Genomic DNA, 19,563 nt, shown 5'->3' with positions numbered 1-19,563 from the left:
GCAATTTCGGCCAGTTTGAAGGGTGGTCGTTCTTGTTACATCCTATTGAGAGTTTAGGATAAAATATTGAAATCACAAGACTATCGCTTTTCCGTGGCACCCATGATGGACTGGACCGACCGGCATTGCCGGGTGTTCCACCGTCATCTGACGGGCCGGGCGCTGCTCTATACGGAGATGGTGACGACCGGCGCCGTCATTCATGGGGATCGGCAGCGGCTGCTTGGCTTCGACGCGAGCGAGCATCCTGTCGCGCTTCAGCTCGGCGGGTCGGATCCGCGCGACCTCGCTGAGGCTGCGCGGATCGGCGAGGGCTTCGGCTATGACGAGATCAACCTCAACGTCGGCTGCCCGTCAGATCGCGTGCAGAACGGCCGCTTCGGCGCCTGCCTCATGGCAGAGCCGGAGCTGGTGGCGCGATGCGTCGCTGCGATGAAGGCCGCAGTTGCGGTGCCCGTCACCGTGAAGTGCCGCATCGGTATCGACGAGCAGGATCCGGAAGTCGCGCTCGATGCGATTGCGCGCGGGGTGGTCGCCGCAGGCTGCGACGCGCTGATCGTGCACGCGCGGAAGGCCTGGCTCAACGGTCTGTCGCCGAAGGAGAACCGCGATATTCCGCCGCTCGACTATGATCGCGTCTATCGCCTCAAGCGCGCCATGCCTGACGTGCCCATCATCATCAATGGCGGCGTCCCAGGCATCGATGAAGCGAAAGCGCATCTTCAGCACGTCGATGGCGTGATGCTCGGGCGCGCTGCTTATCAAGACCCGTGGCGGCTGCTGTCCGTCGATTCCGAGATCTTCGGCGAAGCCGCGCCGCATGCGACCATGCAGGACGCGTTCGAGGCGATGATGCCCTATATCGAGGCGCAGCTCGCACGCGGCACGCGGCTGCACGCCATCACGCGGCATTTCGTCGGCGCATTCCACGCCGTCCCCGGCGCGCGCGCCTTCCGCCGGCATCTTGCCGAGCAGGGCGTGAAGCCGGGCGCCGGGCTCGACGTGCTGCGCGATGCGATCGCGCATGTCGGTGCACGCACGCCCGCAGAGGCCGCGGCCTAGCCGCGAACATCTTGAAGAGCCGGATCGCAGCATCCGGCTCTTCGTCAATCGCTCTCAGCGGAACAGGTCGAAGTGATAGTTCACGCCGACGCGGAAGGTGTGGAATTTCGCGGCGTTCCAGTCCGGCAAATCGTCGTGCTTGAACTCGGTGTAGAGATATTCGGCCTTGGCCGACCATTTCGGCAGGAACGCCCACTCGACGCCGCCGCCCGCGGTCCAGCCCATCTTCATCTTGTTGATCGGGCCGTCCTTCAACTCGCCGGCGGCAAGGCCGGCGGTGCCGAAGAACAGCAGCCGTGAATCCATCGTCGCGATACCGGCGCGGGCGCGGCCGGTCATGTACCAGGGAACGCTCACCGCGGCACTGTTGAGGGCGTCGTGGTTCTTGATGTCGCCGCCTTCGAAGTCGTTCTCGATGCCGACCACGAACATCGGCGAGAGCTGATAATTGTAGCCGATCTGCACGCCGCCGACGGCGCCCTTGACCTTGCCGCCGCTGACGCCGACCAGATTGTTGAAGGCATCGTCGCCGCTTTCGGCATAGCCGGCATTGAAGCCCGCGTAGAGACCGGTCCACGAATAGACCGGCTGCGGCGCCATGTAGGCGGAGGCGGGTGCCGCATAGCGCGGCGACAGGTCCGCAGCGCTGGCGGTGCCTGCGGCGAAGGCCGCGGCGAGGGGCAGGGCGCGCATCGCGCACCGTAGGGCAGCTCTGGCAGTCATGATCTCAATCTCCCACTTGGCCGCGTTCCCCCTGGGAATGCGGCACTCGTCCAACCCCGATCCGGGAATGGCGTCCGTTATAAACCGACTAGACGGTTTGTAAATAGCCCGAAAGCCACACTCCCGTGCATTCGATGGATCGCCCGGGGTCGTCGTGGCGGGAGTGGAAGGATTAGTCGATCGCCGTGCGCTGGCGGCGGTGGCCGCCCTGGAGCTCCGGATAGCCCGTGAGCATCAGCTTGTCGGCGCGCACGCCCCAGCTTTCCAGGCGGTCGAGGAAGCTCATGCCGAGCAGATTTGTCTTCATCTGTCCGCGCTGCACGACGAGCGCCGGCACCGATTTCTCAACGAGATGGCCGACGGCGAGGCGGTCGATCGTGAGCCGCGCCGCCTTGGTGTGGCCGCCCGCGGTCTCCAAGTCGACATTGTATTCGAGCATCTCCAGCGGCAGCCCGATCGCCTTGGCGGTTTCCCAGGTCAGCACCACGGAGGTCGCGCCTGTGTCGATCACCATCGGTGCGGCGACGCCGTTGATTTTGGCGCGCAGCGCGAATTCGCCGCCCTGGCCGCGCGGGATCTGCACGGCCGGCGCCGGGGAGGCAATCTGTCCGCGGAAGATGTGCGAGACCTTGTGGCTCGCGCGTGCGATCCGATCGGGATCGCCATAGGCAACGACGGCGCCCGCGGTGCCGGCGAGCATGACGAGAACGAGCAGAAGGCGGATCATCGCGCGCCTCCACGAGCGCGCAGGCCGGTCAGCCGCGTTTCGGCGATCCCCCGATCGGCGTCAGTCCGGCGTCGGCCATGCGCGCGGGCAGCAGCGCCATGACCGAGAGTCGTTCCGCGCTGTCCATGGCGTGCCAGCGCGCGATCTCCGGCAAGGTGCGGCCGCAGCCGAAGCACAGCTTGGTCTTGGGATCGATCATGCAGACGGCGACGCACGGCGTTTCTTTGCTCATTCGGACATAGTGGAGGATTGTCGGGCATGTCGGCAAGCATCTGGTTAAGAGCCCGTGCCTGCGCTCATGATCGGCTTGTGGCGCGGCCGGCGCTTCTCGTCGGGCACCATGGAACCTTCGGGCTGGAGCGGCGGAGAATCGTCCGAGAGCGGCGCCAGCGCGCTCATCACCCGCTCCGGCGGGAAGGTGACGATCACCTCGGTGCCGATCCGCAGCTTCGATTTCAGCGTGAACGTGCCGCCATGCAGGTCGATCAGATTCTTGGCGATCGGCAGGCCCAGGCCCGCGCCCTGTTCGGCCGACTTGATCGAGTTGGAGCCCTGGCCGAACGAGGCGAGAACCACCGGGATCTCGTCCTCGGGGATTCCGGAACCGGAATCCCGCACCGAGAGGTATTGTCCGCCCGAGGCGGTCCAGCCGGCCTTGAGCCAGATCTCGCCGCCCTGCGGGGTGAACTTGATCGAGTTCGAGAGCAGATTGAGAACGACCTGACGGATCGCGCGCTCGTCGGCCCAGAGCCGCGGCATCGCCTGCTCGAATACTTCGTGGATGGTGATGCCGCGGCTGGACGCGCGCAGCTTCATCAGATGATGGCAGTCGGCGACGATGCCGACCAGCGACACCGCTTCCTCGTTGAGCTCGTAGCGGCCGGCCTCGATCCGCGACAGGTCGAGGATTTCGTTGATGAGGTTGAGCAGGTGCACGCCGGAATTATGGATGTCCGCCGAGTACTCCTTGTAGACCGGCACTGCATGCGCGCCAAAGATCTCGCTCTTCATCACCTCGGAGAAACCGAGGATCGCATTGAGCGGCGTGCGCAGCTCGTGGCTCATCTGCGCGAGGAAGCGCGACTTGGCGACGTTGGCGGATTCGGCGCGGTGACGCGCCTCGTCCGAGATCGCCTTGGCCTGTTCCAGCTCGCCGATCAGCGCGTCCTTCTCGGCGCGGGCCTCGAGCGTGGCGAAGGTCGAGGAGTGCAGGCGATGCGCCAGCAACACGAAATAGCCTTCGGCCGCGATTGCCAGCGCAGCCAGGATGTAATTGTCCAGCGAGCCGGTCATCACGAAGCTCAGCGCCATCGCGACAGCGACCGGGGCGGTGGCGGCCAGCGCTGCGATCGGCAGGTTCGCTGCCAGCATGCTCGACACTGCGATCACCAGCAGCATCAGGAACATCATCAGCGTTTCCGTGACCATGTCGAGCACGGGATGGATCAGGATCGCCATCCAGCACAGGCCATAGAGCAGGTCGAGCACGACGAAGCGGGTGCGCCAGGCGCGCGTTGCCGCGGGCGAGGTGGGTTCGGCCAGGAAGCGATGGCAGCTGCGGATCAGCGCGGCATGAATGCAAAGCATGCCGGCGGTCCAGGCCGCGGCCGGGATCGGCTGCATCCACAGCCCGAACAGCACGCCGGTTGCGACCACCAGCAGCATCACGACATAGGAGGCCGACAGCCGTGTCTGGGCATATTGGCGCAGCATCTCGGCGTCGAAGGCCGGCCGGGTTCCGCTGGTCGACGTTAACTTATCGCGTGCCTCGCGCACCCGTTGCGACGCAGCCCTTCGGCTGCTCGCCGATGGAGCGCTTACCGGCTCGGCCGGAAGCTGGACAACTTCAGGCTTTTCAGCGGGGTTACTCATCGAACAACAACGATTCCTGCCCGCGCCGGGCGCGGGCCTTCTGCATTGTCTATCTCTGGCAAGAAATCCTTAAGAGGTGACTTAAGGAGCTAAAGAATTACGTTAACCCGGCGTTAATTTCCTGCCGGTCCGCGCCCTCAGTGCAGCGCGCCGTGCTGGGCGATGTACACCACTGCGCCGGCCAGATAGCCCGCCAGCGCGGGGCCGGCGATGCGGCGGGCGTACCAGAGGAACTCGATCCGCTCGAGGCCCATGGCTGCAACGCCCGCGGCCGAGCCGATGATCAGGATCGAGCCGCCCGTGCCGGCACAATAGGCGATGAACTCCCAGATGAAGCTGTCCGGCGGATAATGCGCGAGGTCGTACATGCCCATGGTCGCAGCGACCAGCGGCACGTTGTCGATGATGGCGCTGAGTAGGCCGAGCACGATCACGATGATGTCCTGGCGGCCGATCGTGGCATCGAGCCATTTGGCGACCATCGACAGCAGGCCGGCATGGTCGAGGCAGGCGACGGCGAGCAGGATGCCGACGAAGAACACGATCGAGCTCATGTCGATCCGCGTCAGTGCGTGAACCAGCGTGAGCGGCTGGCGGACATGCTCGTCCTTGTGACGGTGCACGATCTCACCGACAAGCCAGAGCACGCCGAGCCCGAACAGGATGCCCATGAACGGCGCCAGATGCGTGACCGCCTTGAACGCGGGCACCGCGATCAGCGTGCCAAGCCCGAGATAGAACATCAAATTGCGCTCGAACCTGTCGACAGCCAGGACTCCATCGTCCTTCGGCGGCGGTGCGATGGTCTTGCCCCTGAGCGAGAAGCTGATGAAGACGAGCGGCACCAGCAGATTGAGCAGCGAGGGCAGAAACACCGCGCCCATGATCTTCACCGGCGTGATCTGTCCGCCGATCCACAGCATGGTCGTGGTGACGTCGCCGATCACGGTCCAGGCGCCGCCGGCATTGGCGGCGATCACGATGAGCGAAGCGAACAGCAGGCGGTCGTCGCGACGGGCGATCAGCTTCTGGATCAGCGAGATCATGACGATGGTGGTCGTCAGATTGTCCAGGATCGCGCTGAGGAAGAACGTGACGAAGCCGATCAGCCAGATCAGCGTGACCTGGCTCGTGGTGCGGATCAGCGAGGTGATGACCTCGAAGCCGTCATGGGCGTCGATCACCTCGACGATGGTCATCGCGCCGATCAGGAAGAAGACGATCTGCGCGGTGGAGCCGACGGATTCGTCGAGCTGCCGGCCGACCAGCGCATGGTCGCCCGTCGCGACCGCGTAGATGGTCCATAGCAGCCCCGCACCGAGCAGCGCGGAGGCGCTCTTGTTGACGCCAAGCGGGTGCTCGAGCGCGATCGCCGCGTAGGCAAGGACGAAGATGGCGGCGATCGCGATCAGCAAGGCGGGAGCAGTTCGTCAGATCTCAGCGATTGAGGCGCGCGAGCAGGCTCGACGTATCCCAGCGCTTGCCGCCCATCTTCTCGACTTCGGCATAGAACTGGTCGACCAGCGCGGTGACGGGCAGGTTGGCGCCGTTGCGGCGGGCTTCCGCGATCGCGATCGAGAGGTCCTTGCGCATCCATTCGACTGCGAAGCCGAAATCGTACTTGTTATCGTTCATGGTCTTGTAGCGGTTCTCCATCTGCCAGGACTGCGCTGCGCCCTTCGAGATGGTCTCGATCACGTCGGCGACGTCGAGGCCGCTCTTCTTGGCGAAGTGGATGCCCTCGGAGAGACCCTGAACCAGACCGGCGATGCAGATCTGGTTGACCATCTTGGTCAGCTGGCCGCTTCCGGCGGGCCCGAGCAGCTTGCACATGCGCGCATAGGCGGCCGTGATGATCGGCTCGGCGCCGGCATAGGCATCCTGCGCGCCGCCGCACATCACGGTGAGCACGCCGTTCTCGGCGCCGGCCTGGCCGCCGGAGACCGGGGCGTCGATGAACTTGAAGCCGGCCTTGGTCGCGGCCGCATCGAGCTCGCGCGCGACTTCGGCGGAGGCGGTGGTGTGGTCGACGAAGGTCGCGCCCTTCTTCATGCCGGCGAACGCGCCGTCAGCGCCGATCGTCACAGAGCGCAAATCGTTGTCGTTGCCGACGCAGCACATCACGAAATCCTGGCCCTCGGCGGCGGCCTTCGGGGTGGCCGCGGTCTTGCCGCCGAACTTGTCCGCCCATTCCTTCGCCTTGGCCGCGGTGCGGTTATAGACGGTGACCTCATGGCCCCCTTTTTTCACGAGGTGTCCGGCCATGGGGAAGCCCATCACGCCGAGACCGAGGAAAGCGACTTTAGCCATTGTGGTACCTTGTCCGTAGTTTGAGTTTTACGGTTATAGCCGGGCGAGGGACGCCCAGGCGGCAATTTGAGGTTCCGCCGAGGAAGCGGACCGGGGGCACCATAAACCCTATGGGCCGGAGGGCAACGGCTTCGTTTGGCGGCCTCCTGTGCTAGGATGGCGGACCTCAAGGACTTCAAAACAAGGGAGCGAAAAGCATGGGCGGCGTGAGCGTGGGTGTCCTCGATCACTTCAACATCCGGACCCGGAATCTGGCCGAGACGGTTCGCTTCTACGAGGACGTGCTCGGCCTGGAAAAAGGCGCCCGGCCGAATTTCGCCTTCCCGGGGGCCTGGATGTACAGCGAGGGCAAGGCTGTGGTGCACCTCGTCGATATTTCGCCGACCGCCGAGCCGCAAAAGCCGGATTCCGGCGTTGTCCACCACGTCGCCTTCGTCAGCCGCGGGTTTGACGGCATGAAGCAGCGGCTGACGTCCAAGGGGATGACATTCGACTCCCGCCAGGTGCCCGGCGGCGACCTCTGGCAGATCTTCGTCCACGACCCCAACGGGGTCATGATCGAGCTGAATTACGAGGCCGCCCTGGAGCAGGGGGCCGCGCCCGTCGAGATGGCAGACGATATCGGCAGGCAGTAGCCTTTTGGGCGTTTCCGCTCTAATGGGGCATCCTAAAGTCCTGAGCATGATCCGGCCGGAACACCGCTTCACACGTTTCCGGATCTTGCTCTCTGCAGGAGATGCGCTTTGAGCGTGACGCAGCAACAGGTTCTCGACAGCCTCGCCCGGATCAAGTCGCCGCGCGGGGTCGCGCTCACCAATGCCAATGTGCTGAGCCCGATCAGCGCCTCCGACGGCAAGGTGTTCTTCTCGATCAACGTTGATGCCGCCGAGGCGCGGGCCTGGGAGCCGATCCGGGGCGAGGCGGAGGCCGCGGTGCGCGCCATTCCCGGCGTGACCACGGTGATGGTGGCACTGACCGCCGAGCGCAAGGCGGGCTCCGCACCGCCGCCGCCCCCGCAGCCGAGCCGCGGCGCGCCCGGCGTGCAGCCCGTCCACGCCCACAAGCCGCCGCCGCAGGGCGGTGCCCAGTCGCCGATGGCGCGGCAGTCCGAAATTCCGGGTGTCGCCGCCGTGATCGCGGTCGCCTCCGGCAAGGGCGGCGTCGGCAAGTCGACCACCGCGCTCAACCTCGCGCTGGGCTTGCGCGACCTCGGCCTCAAGGTCGGGCTGCTCGATGCCGACATTTACGGCCCCTCGGTGCCGCGCCTGACCGGCCTGCACGAGAAGCCGGAGCTGGACGGCGAGCGCAAGATGATTCCGCTTCGCCGCTTCGGCCTTGCCATCATGTCGATCGGCTTCCTGGTGGAGGAAGAGACCGCAATGATCTGGCGCGGTCCGATGGTGATGTCGGCGGTGACGCAGATGCTGCGCGACGTCGCCTGGGGCACGCTCGACGTGCTGGTCGTCGACATGCCGCCGGGCACCGGCGATGCCCAGCTCACGCTGGCGCAGAACGTGCCGCTGAAGGGCGCCGTGATCGTCTCGACCCCGCAGGACCTGTCGCTGATCGATGCCCGCCGGGGCCTTGCGATGTTCAAGAAGGTCAACGTGCCCGTGCTCGGCATCGTCGAGAACATGAGCTATTTCCAGTGCCCGCATTGCGGCACGAAATCCGACATCTTCGGCCATGGCGGGGCGCGGCACGAGGCCGAGAAGCTCGGGGTACCGTTCCTCGGCGAGATCCCCTTGCACATGGCGATTCGCGCCACCTCGGACGCCGGCAACCCCGTGGTCGACAGCGAGCCGGACGGTCCCCATGCGGCGATCTACCGCGCCATTGCGGGACAGGTCCGGGACCAGCTCAAGGGCGTCATCGCCACGGCCTGAGGAGGCCCGGCCAATCCATTGGGGGCATGCGACTTTCGTAGACCCCCGTCATGCCATTGTCGCGTTCCGAAACCGGGCCGTCCGTGTTAAAGGCCACGGCAGTCAAGCCCCTTCGGTGCGACGCGGCCCATAACGCGTTGCCGGCATGAGCGGCGGCAAAGAGGAAGTCTAGGGGAAACGCCCCAGCAAGGAGAGACCTGAAGATGAAGCGTCGTGATTTTCTGAAAGTGTCGGCAGCAGGCGCGGCGGCGACCGCCGCGGTGGCCTCGCCGGCGATCGCGCAGTCCTCGCCCGAGATCAAGTGGCGCCTGACGTCGAGCTTCCCGAAGTCGCTCGACACCATCTATGGCGGCGGCGAGCAGCTGGCGAAGTACGTCGCCGAGATGACCGACAACAAGTTCCAGATCCAGGTGTTCGCCGCCGGCGAAGTCGTCCCGGGTCTCCAGGCCCTCGACGCGACCTCGAACGGCACCGTCGAGATGTGCCACACCGTCTCCTACTACTATGTCGGCAAGGACCCGACCTGGGCGATCTACGCCTCGGTGCCGTTCGGCCTCAATGCGCGCCAGCAGAACTCCTGGTGGTACCAGGGCGGCGGCGAGCAGCTCGGCAACGAGTTCTTCAAGAAGTCGAACGTGATCGGCTTCCCCTGCGGCAACACCGGCACCCAGATGGGCGGCTGGTTCCGCAAGGAGATCAAGACCGTTGCGGATCTCTCGGGCCTCAAGATGCGCATCGGCGGCATCGCCGGTCAGGTGCTGCAGAAGGTCGGCGTCGTGCCGCAGCAGCTCGCCGGCGGCGACATCTACCCGGCGCTGGAAAAGGGCACCATCGACGCGGCCGAGTGGGTCGGCCCCTACGATGACGAGAAGCTCGGCTTCGCCAAGGTCGCCAAGTACTACTACTATCCGGGCTTCTGGGAGGGCGGTCCGACCGTCCACGCCTTCACCAACCTCGACAAGTGGAATTCGCTGCCGAAGAACTACCAGGCGATCCTCACCAACGCGGCGGCCAATGCCAACAGCTGGATGGCCGCGCGCTACGACATGCAGAACCCGGCGGCGCTGAAGCGTCTGGTTGCCGGCGGCACCCAGCTTCGTCCGTTCACCAACGAAGTGCTGGAAGCCTGCCTCAAGTCGACCAACGAGCTCTGGGCCGAGATCTCGGCCAAGAACGCCGACTTCAAGAAGTCGATCGACGCCATGCAGGCCTACCGCTCCGACGAATATCTGTGGTGGCAGGTCGCCGAGTACACCTACGACACCTTCATGATCCGCGCGCGCACCCGCGGCTGATCTTTCAGACGTAGCAAACACCGGAAAGCCCGGCCTCCAGGAGAGGCCGGGCTTTTTCTTTGCGCCGAGAATCCGGATCCGAAACAAAACGTCGAAAACAACCCCATGCACAGTAGACACGGGGCGAGGGCATGTCGCTCAACAAGGCGGCTAATCGTCTGACATGTCGGGACAAATCAGCGGGGCGGGCAATTGTGGCCGAAACGGTGATTTTCGCCCGACCGTGTTCGGAGCGACACCGGCGTCCCGTCTGCTTCCACATCGTCATGGCGAGCCAACGGGTCCGCGCGAAGCAATACGGAGTTCGGAAGGAACCGGATTGGCTTTGCTGCGCTCGGAATGACGGACGATGGAGCGGAGTTCTGCTGAGCAGCAACGAGGCCCTTTGACCCGTCGGGCAAAACAGTGGCAGAATGCATGAATCGAATAATCCGAAGTCGCGCGCCGTGCGGATCGGCTCGATCCATCCGTACCATTATCCATAGAAGCTATAGGCTGATCAATCTCGCGGACGCTCCGCAGCAGGTGCGACCATTTGGCTGGGATGGCGACCGAAGGCTCCGCCACGAATGGCACGATCTGCACATCCCCTGGCTCGACATCGCGGCTAGAGTAAGGGCGCTGCGCTGGAGCGCTGACCAAGCGAAGGATATTCGATCAAGAGAAAATACTAGACCGCTAGGAGGCATCGATGAGCAAGACCGCGGAAGATCCCGTCGAAATGCGTCGTCAGCCCACAAACAGCAGGTCGGATCGACCATTCATGAGCCGGCGAAATATCCTGCTCGCCGGCACCGCGATGGCCGCCGCTTCGGCGATGAGCCCGGGAGCTGTCATTCCCGCGGCTCAGGCACAACAAAACCAGCCAGCCGCTTCCGCCCGACGTCCCAACATCCTTGTCATCTTCGGCGACGACATCGGCATGTGGAACGTCAGCGCCTACAACAACGGCTTGATGGGCTGGACACCGAACATCGACCGCGTCGGCAAGGAAGGAATCATTTTTACCGATCACTACGGGCAGCCGAGCTGTACCGCCGGCCGCGCCGCGTTCATCATGGGGCAGTTGCCGATCCGGACCGGCATGACGACGGTCGGCATTCCAGGCTCAACGCGCGGGATACAAAAGACAGATCCCACCCTGGCCGAAGTCCTGAAGCCGCTTGGCTACCGGACCGCACAATTCGGCAAGAACCACCTCGGCGACCGGAACGAGTTTCTGCCGACCATGCATGGCTTCGACTATTGGTTCGGCAACCTCTATCACTTGAATGCAGAGGAAGAGCCGGAAGAGCTCGACTATCCCGGCCAGAAGAATCCGGCATACAAGCAGAAGTTCGGCCCGCGCGGCGTCCTGCGCGCATGGGCAACGGATGTCGACGACCCCACCACCGATCCGAAATTTGGCCGCGTCGGCAAGCAAAGGTTCGAGGATACCGGCCCGCTGTCACGCAAGCGAATGGAAACGATCGACAAGGAAGTGCTCGACGAAACGCTGAAATGGATGGACACCAACGCCAAAGGCGACCAGCCATTCTTCGTCTGGTTCAACTCGACGGCCATTCACGTCTGGTCGCACCCGAATCCAAAATACGTTCAGATGGCCGTCGATGAGGGGCGCGCCGAGGAAGACGTGGTGCGTGCGCGCATGATCGAGCACGATGAGCATGTCGGCGCCTTGTTGAAGAAGCTCGACGATCTGGGCGTCGCCAACAACACGATCGTCGTCTACACGACCGACAACGGAAACGAATTGTTGTACTGGCCCGATGGCGGCTACGCGCCGTTCAGGGGAGAGAAGGGGACCACGTGGGAGGGCGGCGTTCGCGTTCCCTGCATGGTACGCTGGCCGGGACAGATCCCGCCAGGACAGGTCTCCAACGAGGTGCAGGCGCACGAGGATATCTATCTGACGCTTGCGACGGCGGCCGGCCAGACCGGGCTCAAGGAGAAGCTGCTGTCCGGCGCCCAGCTCGGGCCGACCCAATACAAGGTGCATCTCGACGGCTACGACAATACGGCGTTGTGGACCGGAAAATCCAACAAGTCCGCGCGCCGCGAGTTCTTCTACTACGACGAAACCGATCTGATGGCGATACGCGTCGATGACTGGAAGATCGCGTTCGGCGTCAAGAAGGACAATAGCTGGTTCAACGAGAAGTCCTATCCGAGCATCCCGTACGTCTTCAATTTGCGGATGGATCCGATGGAGAAGATGGATCCCGAGTCGCACGAATGGGGCTATGCAGGGCGAAAGTTCTTCGCGCAGAAGCTTTGGGCGCCGACGGCCGCCGGACCTTTCGTGCAGGCTCATCTGGAAAGCCTGGCCGCGTTTCCACCGGGCCAGGGAGCGGACACGCTCAGCATGAAGAAGGCCGTCGATGACGCGATGAAGAAGCTGAACAAGCACGGCGAGTGAGACGGTCGACATAGAATGTCGTGAACCCGAGCGGCGCTGTTGTCGGTCGCCGGAGCGCGATGCCAATGATCATCGAACCCAAGACGAGCGACGCCCCGATCGCATCCATCCGGGAAGGACTGGGCAGAAGAGTCTTTCCCGCCCGTTCGACTATCTTCGCAGAAGGCGAGATCGGAACGATCGCCTATGTTCTTCTTCGCGGTGACGTTACCATTTTCCTCAGGTTCGGAACCGAGCAGCAACGCGCCGTCACCAGGCTGACGCCGCCCCAGATGTTTGGCGTGCATGCGCTGATGGCCGGGGCGCAGCGCGCTGCTACGGCCTACACCGAGAATGGCTGCGAGCTCCTGGCGGTGAGCGAGAGCAGGCTCAAGCAAAAACTCGAGGAGGCCGACCCGTTTCTTCGATACTGGGTCGACTACCTGTCCAAGCGCATCAACGACCTGTCAACGTGAAGACGAGTTGTGGAGCTGACAGCCATGCGTCCCGCAGGCCGAAGTCCACGGATTCCGATATTCGTCACCGTGTTGTCCCTGTTCGTGCTGGCGGCTCTGTTGCTTGCAACCGCGCTCACGATCACCAATTTCATCGAAACCCGCAGGACGGCCATCAAGGTGGCCGCGGAGACCTTCAGGGCCACAATCGACCGCATCAACGAAAGGCGCTGGAGGCGGACTAGCCCGGGGGAACGTTGTAGGATGGGTTTCGCTTCGCTCTACCCATCCTACGTCCTGCGTGCTTCTCCGGGCGTCAGTGTTGCCCTGCTTTCCAGTCGCGCTTGATCTTCTTGGCCAGTGACCATTTGTGAACTTCGGTCGGGCCGTCGTAGATCCGGAATGCGCGGATCTCGCGGAAGGCCTGCTCGACGATCGTCTCGGTCGAGACGCCGGTGCCGCCCATCACCTGGACGCAGCGATCGGCGACGCGCATCAGGGCTTCCGACACGGCCACCTTCGCCATGGAGCTTTCGCTCGTCCCGAGGGAGCCGGTATCGAGCACGCTCGCGCACCAGTCGATCATCAGCTCCGATTGCTTGAGATCGATCAAATTCTCCGCCAGCATGAAGCCGACGCCCTCGTGATCGACCAGCGGTTTGCCGAACGCCTGGCGGCGGCAGGCATAGTCGGTGGCGATTTCGTTGGCGCGGATCGCCAGGCCCAGCCAGCGCATGCAGTGCGACAGGCGGGCAGGGCTCAGTCGGATCTGGGCATATTTGAAACCGTCGCCGGACGCGCCGAGCATCTGGTCGGCGGGCACGCGAAGATTTTCGATGTCGATCTCGGCATGTCCGCCGGGCATCGAGCTGTCGATCGTATCCAGCACGCGCACCGTGCGGATCGCGGGATTGGGCAGATCGACGAGGAACATGCAGGCGCCGTCGTTCGACTTCGCCATGACGATGCCGACTTTTGCGCCCTCGGCCCCGGTGATGAACTTCTTTCGGCCGTTGATGACCCAGTGATTGCCGTCCAGACGGCACGTCGTCTGCATCATCGACGGATCGGATCCGGCGCCGCCCGCATCCGCAGGCTCGGTCATGAAGAACGCCGAGCGCGCCTTGCCCGACACGAGCGGCTCGAGGAACCGCGATTTCTGCTCGCTGCTTCCGACCTTGCCCAGCAGGTACATATTGCCTTCGTCCGGCGCCATGGTGTTGCACGCCAGCGGCCCGAGCGGCGAGAGGCCGGTCTTGATCAGGGCTTTTGCGGTCTCGCGTTGCGTGAGATGAGATCCGTCCGGCAGAATATGCGGCGTCAGGACGCCGGCCTTGCGCGCCTTGTCGCGCAGCTCCTGCACGAGCTCGTCGCTCGGGCCGTGAGGACCTGTCCGCGGATCTTTCTCGTAGGGAATGACTTCCGCACGGACAAACGTTTCGATCTTCGCGGCAAGGCTGTCGTCTTGATGAGACATAACTAACTCCGGTCGACACTCGCCCCGGCGGAGCGCTGGCACTTGATCACTCGTGTCCGACCATGGCGCTCGCAGGGGATCGAGGCCATCGGTTACGGTGACGCGAGCTCGTTATATAGACGGGCCGGATTTGAGCAACACCGCCCGTTTTTGCCGCCGCGCGGAAGGCGCGGTGACAGCTCATTCAATTACTTCGTCGGCGCTGGCCAGCAATGTCGGAGGCAGCGAAAGGCCGAGGGCCTTGGCCGTCTTCAAATTGACGACGGTCTCGAACTTCGTCGGCTGCTGGATTGGCAGATCGGAAGGCTTGGCGCCCTTTGCGATGCGATCGACATACGCCGCGAGGCGCCGGTATTGCTCGGACTGCAACGGCCCGTATGTGCAGATGGCACCGCTTCTCGCGAAGAGAGACCACGCGGCAATCGCCGGGACGCGCTGATCCGAGGCGAAGTCGATGATCGTTTTTCGATTCTGGACCGCAAAGCCGTCCGAGAAGATCGAGACGGCCTGGACCGGTTTGGTCCTGATGCTGGCAAAGGCGTCTTCCAGTTCCCTCGGCGAGGCCGTTGGATAGTAATCGATATCGACGCCGAGGCGCTGCCCGGCTTGCTCGGAATTGGCCTTCTCGAGATTGACGCCGTGATGCTCAGGGTTCGCGATGATGGCGACGCGTCGGAGCCCTGGTACGATGTCGCGCAGGATCTCCAGCCTCTTGCCGTTGAGCTCGGCAGCCATCAGGGTGACGCCCGTCATGTTGCCACGCGGACGGGCGAGGCCATCGGCGAAGCCTGCCGCCACGGGATCGCCGCTGAAGATGTAGACGACGGGAACGGGCAAAGAGAGCTTTGCGAGTTCGGACACGGCAGCCCCTTGAGCGACGATGAGCTTGACGCCGGATTTCACCAGCTCTGCCGCAAGTGAGGGCACGTCACCGACCTGGTCGTTGCCGAACCGATAGTCGATGAAAAGGTTCTGTCCCTCGGCATAGCCGAGGTCGCTGAAGCCCTGGCGCAGGGCGGCGAGGTAGGGCGTGAGGCTCGCTTCCCGCTGCGCTGTCAGCCATCCGATCTTGAGGGCTTTCGGGCTGCTCTGCGCAGCAGCAGTCCGGGAGCAGCTTGCCATCGATGCGGCCAAGACCAAAAACGAACGCCGGTCCATCTTCTCACCGCTCCGTCTCATTCAGGCCGGGCCCCGGCCGCAAATTGTCCCGCGAGGCTGATCGATCAGGGTGACGGGCTCGTTATACAGACGGGGACCGAGTTTGAGCAACGGCCGCGCGGACATACGACCAATCCGGCGCCCGCATCGGAGCCGGAGTCAATCGGCGACTTCTGCTTCCTGAGCGTCTCCATGCCGCATGCCGGTGTCGGAGCGTCGCGCTGCCCGGTACCGGCCGGGCGATTGGCCCTGATGCCGATGGAACAGTTTCGAAAATGCCGCCGCCGTCTCGTAACCGACCCGGCTCGCAATCCGTGCGATCGGCTCGTCGCTGGTTTCCAGCAGGAATGCCGCTTCCGCCATCCGGCGTTCGATCACGTAACGATGCATGGATTGACCGACGAGCTTGGTAAAGCGCGCCGAAAAGACCGAGCGACCGAGCCCCACGCGCTGACCAAGGTCGCTCAGCGTCCAGGGCCGCTCCGGGTTTTCGTGGATCAGCTTCAGTGCCGGTCCGATGTGCGGATCGGATATGGCCCCGAGCCAGCCGCCTTGTCCGGGACTGAGAGAAGCGATCCAGCTTCGGAGCACTTCGACAAAGAGCACTTCCGTCAATCGCGACAGCGCGACGCCTTGGCCGGGGCGCTCGGTCGCGGACTCGCTGACCATGCGCCGCAGGATCGCTTCGAGCCAGCCGCCATCCGCCGTCGGCTTCAGCAGGAGCACGGGCGGGAGCAGTTCCAGCACATTGCCGAACAATGGGCGTGACACCGTGAAGTTGCCGCAGATCATGGTCGCGTGCGGCTTCGTACGGCTGCCGTGTCGAACGACGCCAAGACGCGGGGACATGCGATCGATATCGATGATCCGCAGCGGCTTGGCCCGGCGATCCGAATAAAACACATGGGGCTCGCCGCGTGTGATGACGACAAAATCGCCCGCGGTCATCTGCATTTCCTCACCCTGTTCAAGCGCGAGAGTCGCTGAGCCATGGCTGAGGTAGTGAAACAAGGCGTAGGGGCGCGTCGGCAACTCAAGGTGCCAGGGATGGCCGAGCTCGAAGTGAAAGAGCAGCGTCCCACCGAGACGAACGCGATCCAGCACCTGGGCGAGGATGTCCATGCCGTCCAAGTTAGTCCGATGGACGATCGGACACAACATCCGGACGATTGATCGCTGTTGGCCGAAGGTCTGCGGACTACCTCATCCCGCGGCGGGCCGACGCCAGGTGGGGCAACCATTTCGCCAACGGCGGATGGAAAACCGCGACCTTACTGGAAACGCCTGTCCATTCCCCCACGGACTGTATTCGTCCGACATTCCAACAGGACCATTCAATGCGACATATCCTTCTTTCAGCTGCCACCGTACTTCTGGCCGGGTCAACGTTGATGGGCTTCGCCCGTTCAGCCGAACTGCCCAAGGGCGCAGCCCACAACATCGTGCTCGTGCACGGCGCTTTCGTGGATCAGACGAGCTGGCAGCCCGTTGCCGATATTCTCACGAAGAAAGGCTACAACGTCACGCTCGTCGAAAATCCGCTCACCTCCCTGCAGGCCGATGTCGATGCGACCAAGCAGGTGCTCGCAAAGCAGGCCGGCAAGACCGTTCTGGTCGGCCACTCCTGGGGCGGCATGGTGATCACGCAAGCCGGCGACGATCCCAGGGTCTCGGCGCTGGTCTATGTGTCCGCCTTCGCGCCGGAGGTGGGTGAGTCCCTGGCGGCGCTGTCAAAGGCCGGCCCGCCGACCGAAGGTGGCAGCGCGATCCATCCCGACGCGAAGGGCAATCTGTACATCGATCCCAAGGTGTTTCCGTCCGCCGTCGCGGCCGACCTTCCCCCGGAGGTCGCCGAGCATCTGGCTCACTCGCAGCTTCCGTTGAGTGTCGCCGCGTTCGAGGCCCCCGTCACCATTGCGGCCTGGCATGACAAGCCGACGTTCGACGTCATCACCACGAAGGACAGGGTCATCGCGCCCGAGGCCCAGAAGTCGTTCGCAGCCAGGATGAAGGCCCAGACGACGGAAATCGCCGGCAGCCATGCCTCGCTCGTCGTGCACGCGCAAGAAGTCGCCGAGGTCATCGAGAAGGCAGCGCTTGTGAAGTGAACGGACTACTCCCGGCGCGAAAGCGCCGGGAGATCTCGCAGCGAGCGCAGCAGCGCGCCTGGCATCATCCGTCGATCAACCTGTCGAATGCGACCAGCAATCCGAACGTGATGCCGGTCACGGCAAGGGCCGCTGAGGTCGAGGGATGGCGCCCAAATTGCACCGAGATCAATGTTATTATTGTACTGAGGTTTAGATCGGATCATATTCCATGCAATCAAAGCATTGCACCGGGCTCGTTCCCGGACCACGGAGCCACGAAATGACCGTCAGTTATCTCGACCTGTTTCTCGCATTCATCGGATTGGTGTTCGGCGTGCCCTCGGCGTTGCCCGGCCTGTTTTTCCGGACAGAGGACACATCGCGTCGGGCTTCGTAGAGCCGAGCAGGGGCCGGGGATGCCGCTATGGATCTGACGGCCACCACCATCCTCATCGCCTTCGCCGGCGTGTTCCTGATCTGCTTCATGAAAGGCGCGTTCGGCGGCGGATTCTCCATCGTCGGCATTCCGCTGCTGTCCGTCGTGATGGACCCGGTGACGGCCGGCGGCCTGCTCGCGCCGCTGTTCATCGCGATGGACCTGTTCGCGCTGCGCTACTGGAAGCCCTCGACCTGGTCGAAGCCGGACCTCGTCTTGCTGTTGCCTGGGCTCCTTATCGGCATCGCCCTCGGCTATCTCCTGTTTCGCGCGCTGGACCACCGCGCTGTCGCGATCGTGATGGCGCTCGTCACGCTCGTCTTTGTCGGCCTGTGGTTCTCTAGCGATCCGAAGGTGGTCATCGCGCCGCGCTCGAGGCCGAAGGCGGTCGCCGCTGGTCTCGCCTCGGGCGTCACGACCATGGTCGCGCATTCCGGCGGACCGCCGCTTGCGATGTATCTGCTGCCGCTCGGCCTCAGCAAGGAGGTCTATGCGGGAACGACGAGCCTGTTCTTCACCGTTGGCAATGCGACCAAGGCGCTGCCGTGGCTGCTGCTGGTGCGCCCGAGCGGCAACGAATGGATCGTGATGGCGATTTGCCTCCTCGCCATTCCCGCCGGCGTGTGGCTCGGCTGGCGCCTGCACGGGCGGCTCGACCAGCAGCAGATCTTTCGCGCCTGCTACGGATTGCTGGTGGTCACGCCGTTCAAGCTGCTGTGGGACGGCGTGTCCGGATATCTCGCCTGAAGCACGCGCCGCGACGCTATGGATCGCGCCGGCGGCAAAAGCGTTGACTGGATGAACGAGGTCGGCGACGAACAATGTCGCAGGCCATCGCGGACGCGCAGGGCCCCGACGTCGGGCTTGCGCGCCGCGACAGACCAGGGAGCAACGCATGGCGATCGTCTTCATCACCGGCAGCACGGACGGTCTCGGCCGGGCGGCGGCGCAGTCGCTGCTCGATCAGGGGCACCGCGTGGTGCTGCATGCGCGATCGGCCGATCGCGCCGCGGCGGTCGCGGACTTCACTTCGCGCGCCGCGGGAGTTGTGGTTGGCGACCTCAGGAGCGCGGCCGAGACCAAGGGCATCGCCGATCAGGTCAATGCGATCGGACGCATGGATGCGATCATCCACAATGCCGGTGTCTACACCCAGGACAGCCGCGCTGCGACTGCGGAGGGGCATGCCGGCACGCTGGCGATCAACACGCTGGCGCCGTACCTGCTGACGGCGCTGATCGAACGGCCGAAGCGGCTGGTCTATCTCAGCAGCGGCCTGCATCGCGGCGGCGAGGGATCGTTGCACGATCTCGACTGGACCGGGCGCAGCTGGGATGCGGCAAAGGCTTATGCGGAGAGCAAGCTGCATGCGGTCGCGCTGGCTTTTGCGCTGGCGCGGCGCTGGCCGCAGGTTCTGAGCAATGCGGTCGATCCCGGCTGGGTCCGCACCAGAATGGGCGGTGCGGGCGCCCCCGTGGACCTCGACACCGGGCAGCGGACACAGTCCTGGCTCGCCGTCAGCGAGGAGCCGGCCGCGATGGTCAGCGGCCGCTACTGGCATCACCTGCGGCAGGAGCAGCCCGCCGGTGAGGCGGCCGACCCGAACTTCCAGGACGCGCTCATCGAGAGGCTCAGCGAGCTGACCGGCGTGTCGCTTCCGGCGGCGTAGGCTTG

The 19,563-nt window shown here is 64.1% G+C and carries 18 protein-coding genes; 9 read left to right on the top strand and 9 right to left on the bottom strand.

Going from position 1 to position 19,563, the window contains the following annotated elements:
- The first annotated feature begins 66 nt into the window (after nucleotides 1-66).
- Entirely contained in the window at nucleotides 67-1,062 is a 996-nt protein-coding gene (dusA, locus tag A7X65_RS11600; RefSeq protein WP_082884891.1) for a tRNA dihydrouridine(20/20a) synthase DusA, read from the top strand.
- Between the two features lie 54 nt (nucleotides 1,063-1,116).
- Here dusA and A7X65_RS11595 read toward each other — a convergent pair whose 3' ends face one another.
- From A7X65_RS11595 to A7X65_RS11570, 6 genes are all read right to left on the bottom strand, one after another.
- Nucleotides 1,117-1,785 carry an outer membrane protein gene (locus A7X65_RS11595; RefSeq protein WP_063684659.1) on the bottom strand — a complete coding sequence of 223 codons (669 nt, stop codon included), beginning with the start codon at nucleotides 1,783-1,785 and terminating at the stop codon, nucleotides 1,117-1,119.
- A 172-nt stretch (nucleotides 1,786-1,957) separates the two neighbouring features.
- Nucleotides 1,958-2,512 (bottom strand): TIGR02281 family clan AA aspartic protease, encoded by a 555-nt coding sequence (locus A7X65_RS11590; protein ID WP_063684658.1) that lies wholly within the window; start codon nucleotides 2,510-2,512, stop codon nucleotides 1,958-1,960.
- 28 nt (nucleotides 2,513-2,540) lie between these two features.
- Nucleotides 2,541-2,744 carry a DUF1289 domain-containing protein gene (locus A7X65_RS11585; RefSeq protein ID WP_063684657.1) on the bottom strand — a complete coding sequence of 68 codons (204 nt, stop codon included), beginning with the start codon at nucleotides 2,742-2,744 and terminating at the stop codon, nucleotides 2,541-2,543.
- A gap of 44 nt (nucleotides 2,745-2,788) precedes the next feature.
- Complete coding sequence (locus A7X65_RS11580; protein WP_063684656.1) at nucleotides 2,789-4,384, bottom strand: sensor histidine kinase; 1,596 nt, start codon at nucleotides 4,382-4,384, stop codon at nucleotides 2,789-2,791.
- 137 nt (nucleotides 4,385-4,521) lie between these two features.
- Nucleotides 4,522-5,799 carry a sodium:proton antiporter NhaD gene (nhaD, locus tag A7X65_RS11575; protein ID WP_063684655.1) on the bottom strand — a complete coding sequence of 426 codons (1,278 nt, stop codon included), beginning with the start codon at nucleotides 5,797-5,799 and terminating at the stop codon, nucleotides 4,522-4,524.
- Between the two features lie 22 nt (nucleotides 5,800-5,821).
- On the bottom strand, nucleotides 5,822-6,694 hold the full coding sequence (locus A7X65_RS11570; RefSeq protein WP_063684654.1) for an NAD(P)-dependent oxidoreductase: 873 nt from the start codon (nucleotides 6,692-6,694) through the stop codon (nucleotides 5,822-5,824).
- A gap of 197 nt (nucleotides 6,695-6,891) precedes the next feature.
- Here A7X65_RS11570 and A7X65_RS11565 point away from each other — a divergent pair, with 197 nt between their 5' ends.
- From A7X65_RS11565 to A7X65_RS11545, 5 genes are all read left to right on the top strand, one after another.
- Entirely contained in the window at nucleotides 6,892-7,329 is a 438-nt protein-coding gene (locus tag A7X65_RS11565; RefSeq protein WP_063684653.1) for a VOC family protein, read from the top strand.
- 108 nt (nucleotides 7,330-7,437) lie between these two features.
- The gene (locus tag A7X65_RS11560; RefSeq protein ID WP_063684652.1) at nucleotides 7,438-8,580 is read left to right on the top strand and encodes an Mrp/NBP35 family ATP-binding protein; all 1,143 of its coding nucleotides are present in this window, start codon (nucleotides 7,438-7,440) and stop codon (nucleotides 8,578-8,580) included.
- 203 nt (nucleotides 8,581-8,783) lie between these two features.
- Entirely contained in the window at nucleotides 8,784-9,875 is a 1,092-nt protein-coding gene (locus A7X65_RS11555) for a TRAP transporter substrate-binding protein (protein WP_063684651.1), read from the top strand.
- Between the two features lie 763 nt (nucleotides 9,876-10,638).
- Nucleotides 10,639-12,294 carry an arylsulfatase gene (locus tag A7X65_RS11550; RefSeq protein WP_245323397.1) on the top strand — a complete coding sequence of 552 codons (1,656 nt, stop codon included), beginning with the start codon at nucleotides 10,639-10,641 and terminating at the stop codon, nucleotides 12,292-12,294.
- Nucleotides 12,295-12,359: 65 nt separating this feature from the next.
- On the top strand, nucleotides 12,360-12,749 hold the full coding sequence (locus A7X65_RS11545; protein WP_063684650.1) for a cyclic nucleotide-binding domain-containing protein: 390 nt from the start codon (nucleotides 12,360-12,362) through the stop codon (nucleotides 12,747-12,749).
- A gap of 295 nt (nucleotides 12,750-13,044) precedes the next feature.
- Here the strand turns inward: A7X65_RS11545 and A7X65_RS11540 are convergent, their stop codons facing one another.
- The 3 genes from A7X65_RS11540 to A7X65_RS11530 all read right to left on the bottom strand — a co-directional run bounded on the left by A7X65_RS11540 (nucleotide 13,045) and on the right by A7X65_RS11530 (nucleotide 16,485).
- Nucleotides 13,045-14,247: an acyl-CoA dehydrogenase family protein gene (locus tag A7X65_RS11540; RefSeq protein ID WP_245323395.1), complete on the bottom strand. Its 1,203-nt coding sequence runs from the start codon at nucleotides 14,245-14,247 to the stop codon at nucleotides 13,045-13,047.
- 138 nt (nucleotides 14,248-14,385) lie between these two features.
- Nucleotides 14,386-15,327: an ABC transporter substrate-binding protein gene (locus A7X65_RS11535; protein WP_167358232.1), complete on the bottom strand. Its 942-nt coding sequence runs from the start codon at nucleotides 15,325-15,327 to the stop codon at nucleotides 14,386-14,388.
- Between the two features lie 195 nt (nucleotides 15,328-15,522).
- Nucleotides 15,523-16,485 carry an AraC family transcriptional regulator gene (locus A7X65_RS11530; RefSeq protein WP_063684647.1) on the bottom strand — a complete coding sequence of 321 codons (963 nt, stop codon included), beginning with the start codon at nucleotides 16,483-16,485 and terminating at the stop codon, nucleotides 15,523-15,525.
- Nucleotides 16,486-16,700: 215 nt separating this feature from the next.
- Between A7X65_RS11530 and A7X65_RS11525 the strand changes: the two genes are divergently transcribed.
- The 3 genes from A7X65_RS11525 (at nucleotide 16,701) to A7X65_RS11515 (ending at nucleotide 19,558) form a co-directional block, all read left to right on the top strand.
- Nucleotides 16,701-17,471 (top strand): alpha/beta fold hydrolase, encoded by a 771-nt coding sequence (locus A7X65_RS11525; RefSeq protein WP_063684646.1) that lies wholly within the window; start codon nucleotides 16,701-16,703, stop codon nucleotides 17,469-17,471.
- Between the two features lie 406 nt (nucleotides 17,472-17,877).
- Entirely contained in the window at nucleotides 17,878-18,636 is a 759-nt protein-coding gene (locus A7X65_RS11520; protein ID WP_063684645.1) for a sulfite exporter TauE/SafE family protein, read from the top strand.
- Nucleotides 18,637-18,784: 148 nt separating this feature from the next.
- Complete coding sequence (locus A7X65_RS11515; protein ID WP_063684644.1) at nucleotides 18,785-19,558, top strand: SDR family NAD(P)-dependent oxidoreductase; 774 nt, start codon at nucleotides 18,785-18,787, stop codon at nucleotides 19,556-19,558.
- The last annotated feature ends 5 nt before the right edge of the window (nucleotides 19,559-19,563 follow it).

The sequence above is a fragment of the Bradyrhizobium stylosanthis genome (genome assembly GCF_001641335.1).
GTDB classification, from domain to species: Bacteria; Pseudomonadota; Alphaproteobacteria; order Rhizobiales; family Xanthobacteraceae; genus Bradyrhizobium; species Bradyrhizobium stylosanthis.
This window is presented reverse-complemented; position numbering and strand designations above follow the sequence as displayed.

Bases quoted from the DNA above. Each gene is read 5' to 3' on its own strand.
- A7X65_RS11570 (WP_063684654.1), bottom strand. From the start codon at position 6,694: ATGGCTAAAGTCGCTTTCCTCGGTCTCGGCGTGATGGGCTTCCCCATG.
- A7X65_RS11580 (WP_063684656.1), bottom strand. From the start codon at position 4,384: ATGAGTAACCCCGCTGAAAAGCCTGAAGTTGTCCAGCTTCCGGCCGAG.
- A7X65_RS11550 (WP_245323397.1), top strand. From the start codon at position 10,639: ATGAGCCGGCGAAATATCCTGCTCGCCGGCACCGCGATGGCCGCCGCT.
- A7X65_RS11565 (WP_063684653.1), top strand. From the start codon at position 6,892: ATGGGCGGCGTGAGCGTGGGTGTCCTCGATCACTTCAACATCCGGACC.
- A7X65_RS11595 (WP_063684659.1), bottom strand. From the start codon at position 1,785: ATGACTGCCAGAGCTGCCCTACGGTGCGCGATGCGCGCCCTGCCCCTC.
- A7X65_RS11525 (WP_063684646.1), top strand. From the start codon at position 16,701: ATGCGACATATCCTTCTTTCAGCTGCCACCGTACTTCTGGCCGGGTCA.
- A7X65_RS11555 (WP_063684651.1), top strand. From the start codon at position 8,784: ATGAAGCGTCGTGATTTTCTGAAAGTGTCGGCAGCAGGCGCGGCGGCG.
- A7X65_RS11590 (WP_063684658.1), bottom strand. From the start codon at position 2,512: ATGATCCGCCTTCTGCTCGTTCTCGTCATGCTCGCCGGCACCGCGGGC.
- A7X65_RS11545 (WP_063684650.1), top strand. From the start codon at position 12,360: ATGATCATCGAACCCAAGACGAGCGACGCCCCGATCGCATCCATCCGG.
- A7X65_RS11530 (WP_063684647.1), bottom strand. From the start codon at position 16,485: ATGGACATCCTCGCCCAGGTGCTGGATCGCGTTCGTCTCGGTGGGACG.
- A7X65_RS11585 (WP_063684657.1), bottom strand. From the start codon at position 2,744: ATGAGCAAAGAAACGCCGTGCGTCGCCGTCTGCATGATCGATCCCAAG.
- A7X65_RS11520 (WP_063684645.1), top strand. From the start codon at position 17,878: ATGGATCTGACGGCCACCACCATCCTCATCGCCTTCGCCGGCGTGTTC.
- A7X65_RS11515 (WP_063684644.1), top strand. From the start codon at position 18,785: ATGGCGATCGTCTTCATCACCGGCAGCACGGACGGTCTCGGCCGGGCG.
- A7X65_RS11535 (WP_167358232.1), bottom strand. From the start codon at position 15,327: ATGGCAAGCTGCTCCCGGACTGCTGCTGCGCAGAGCAGCCCGAAAGCC.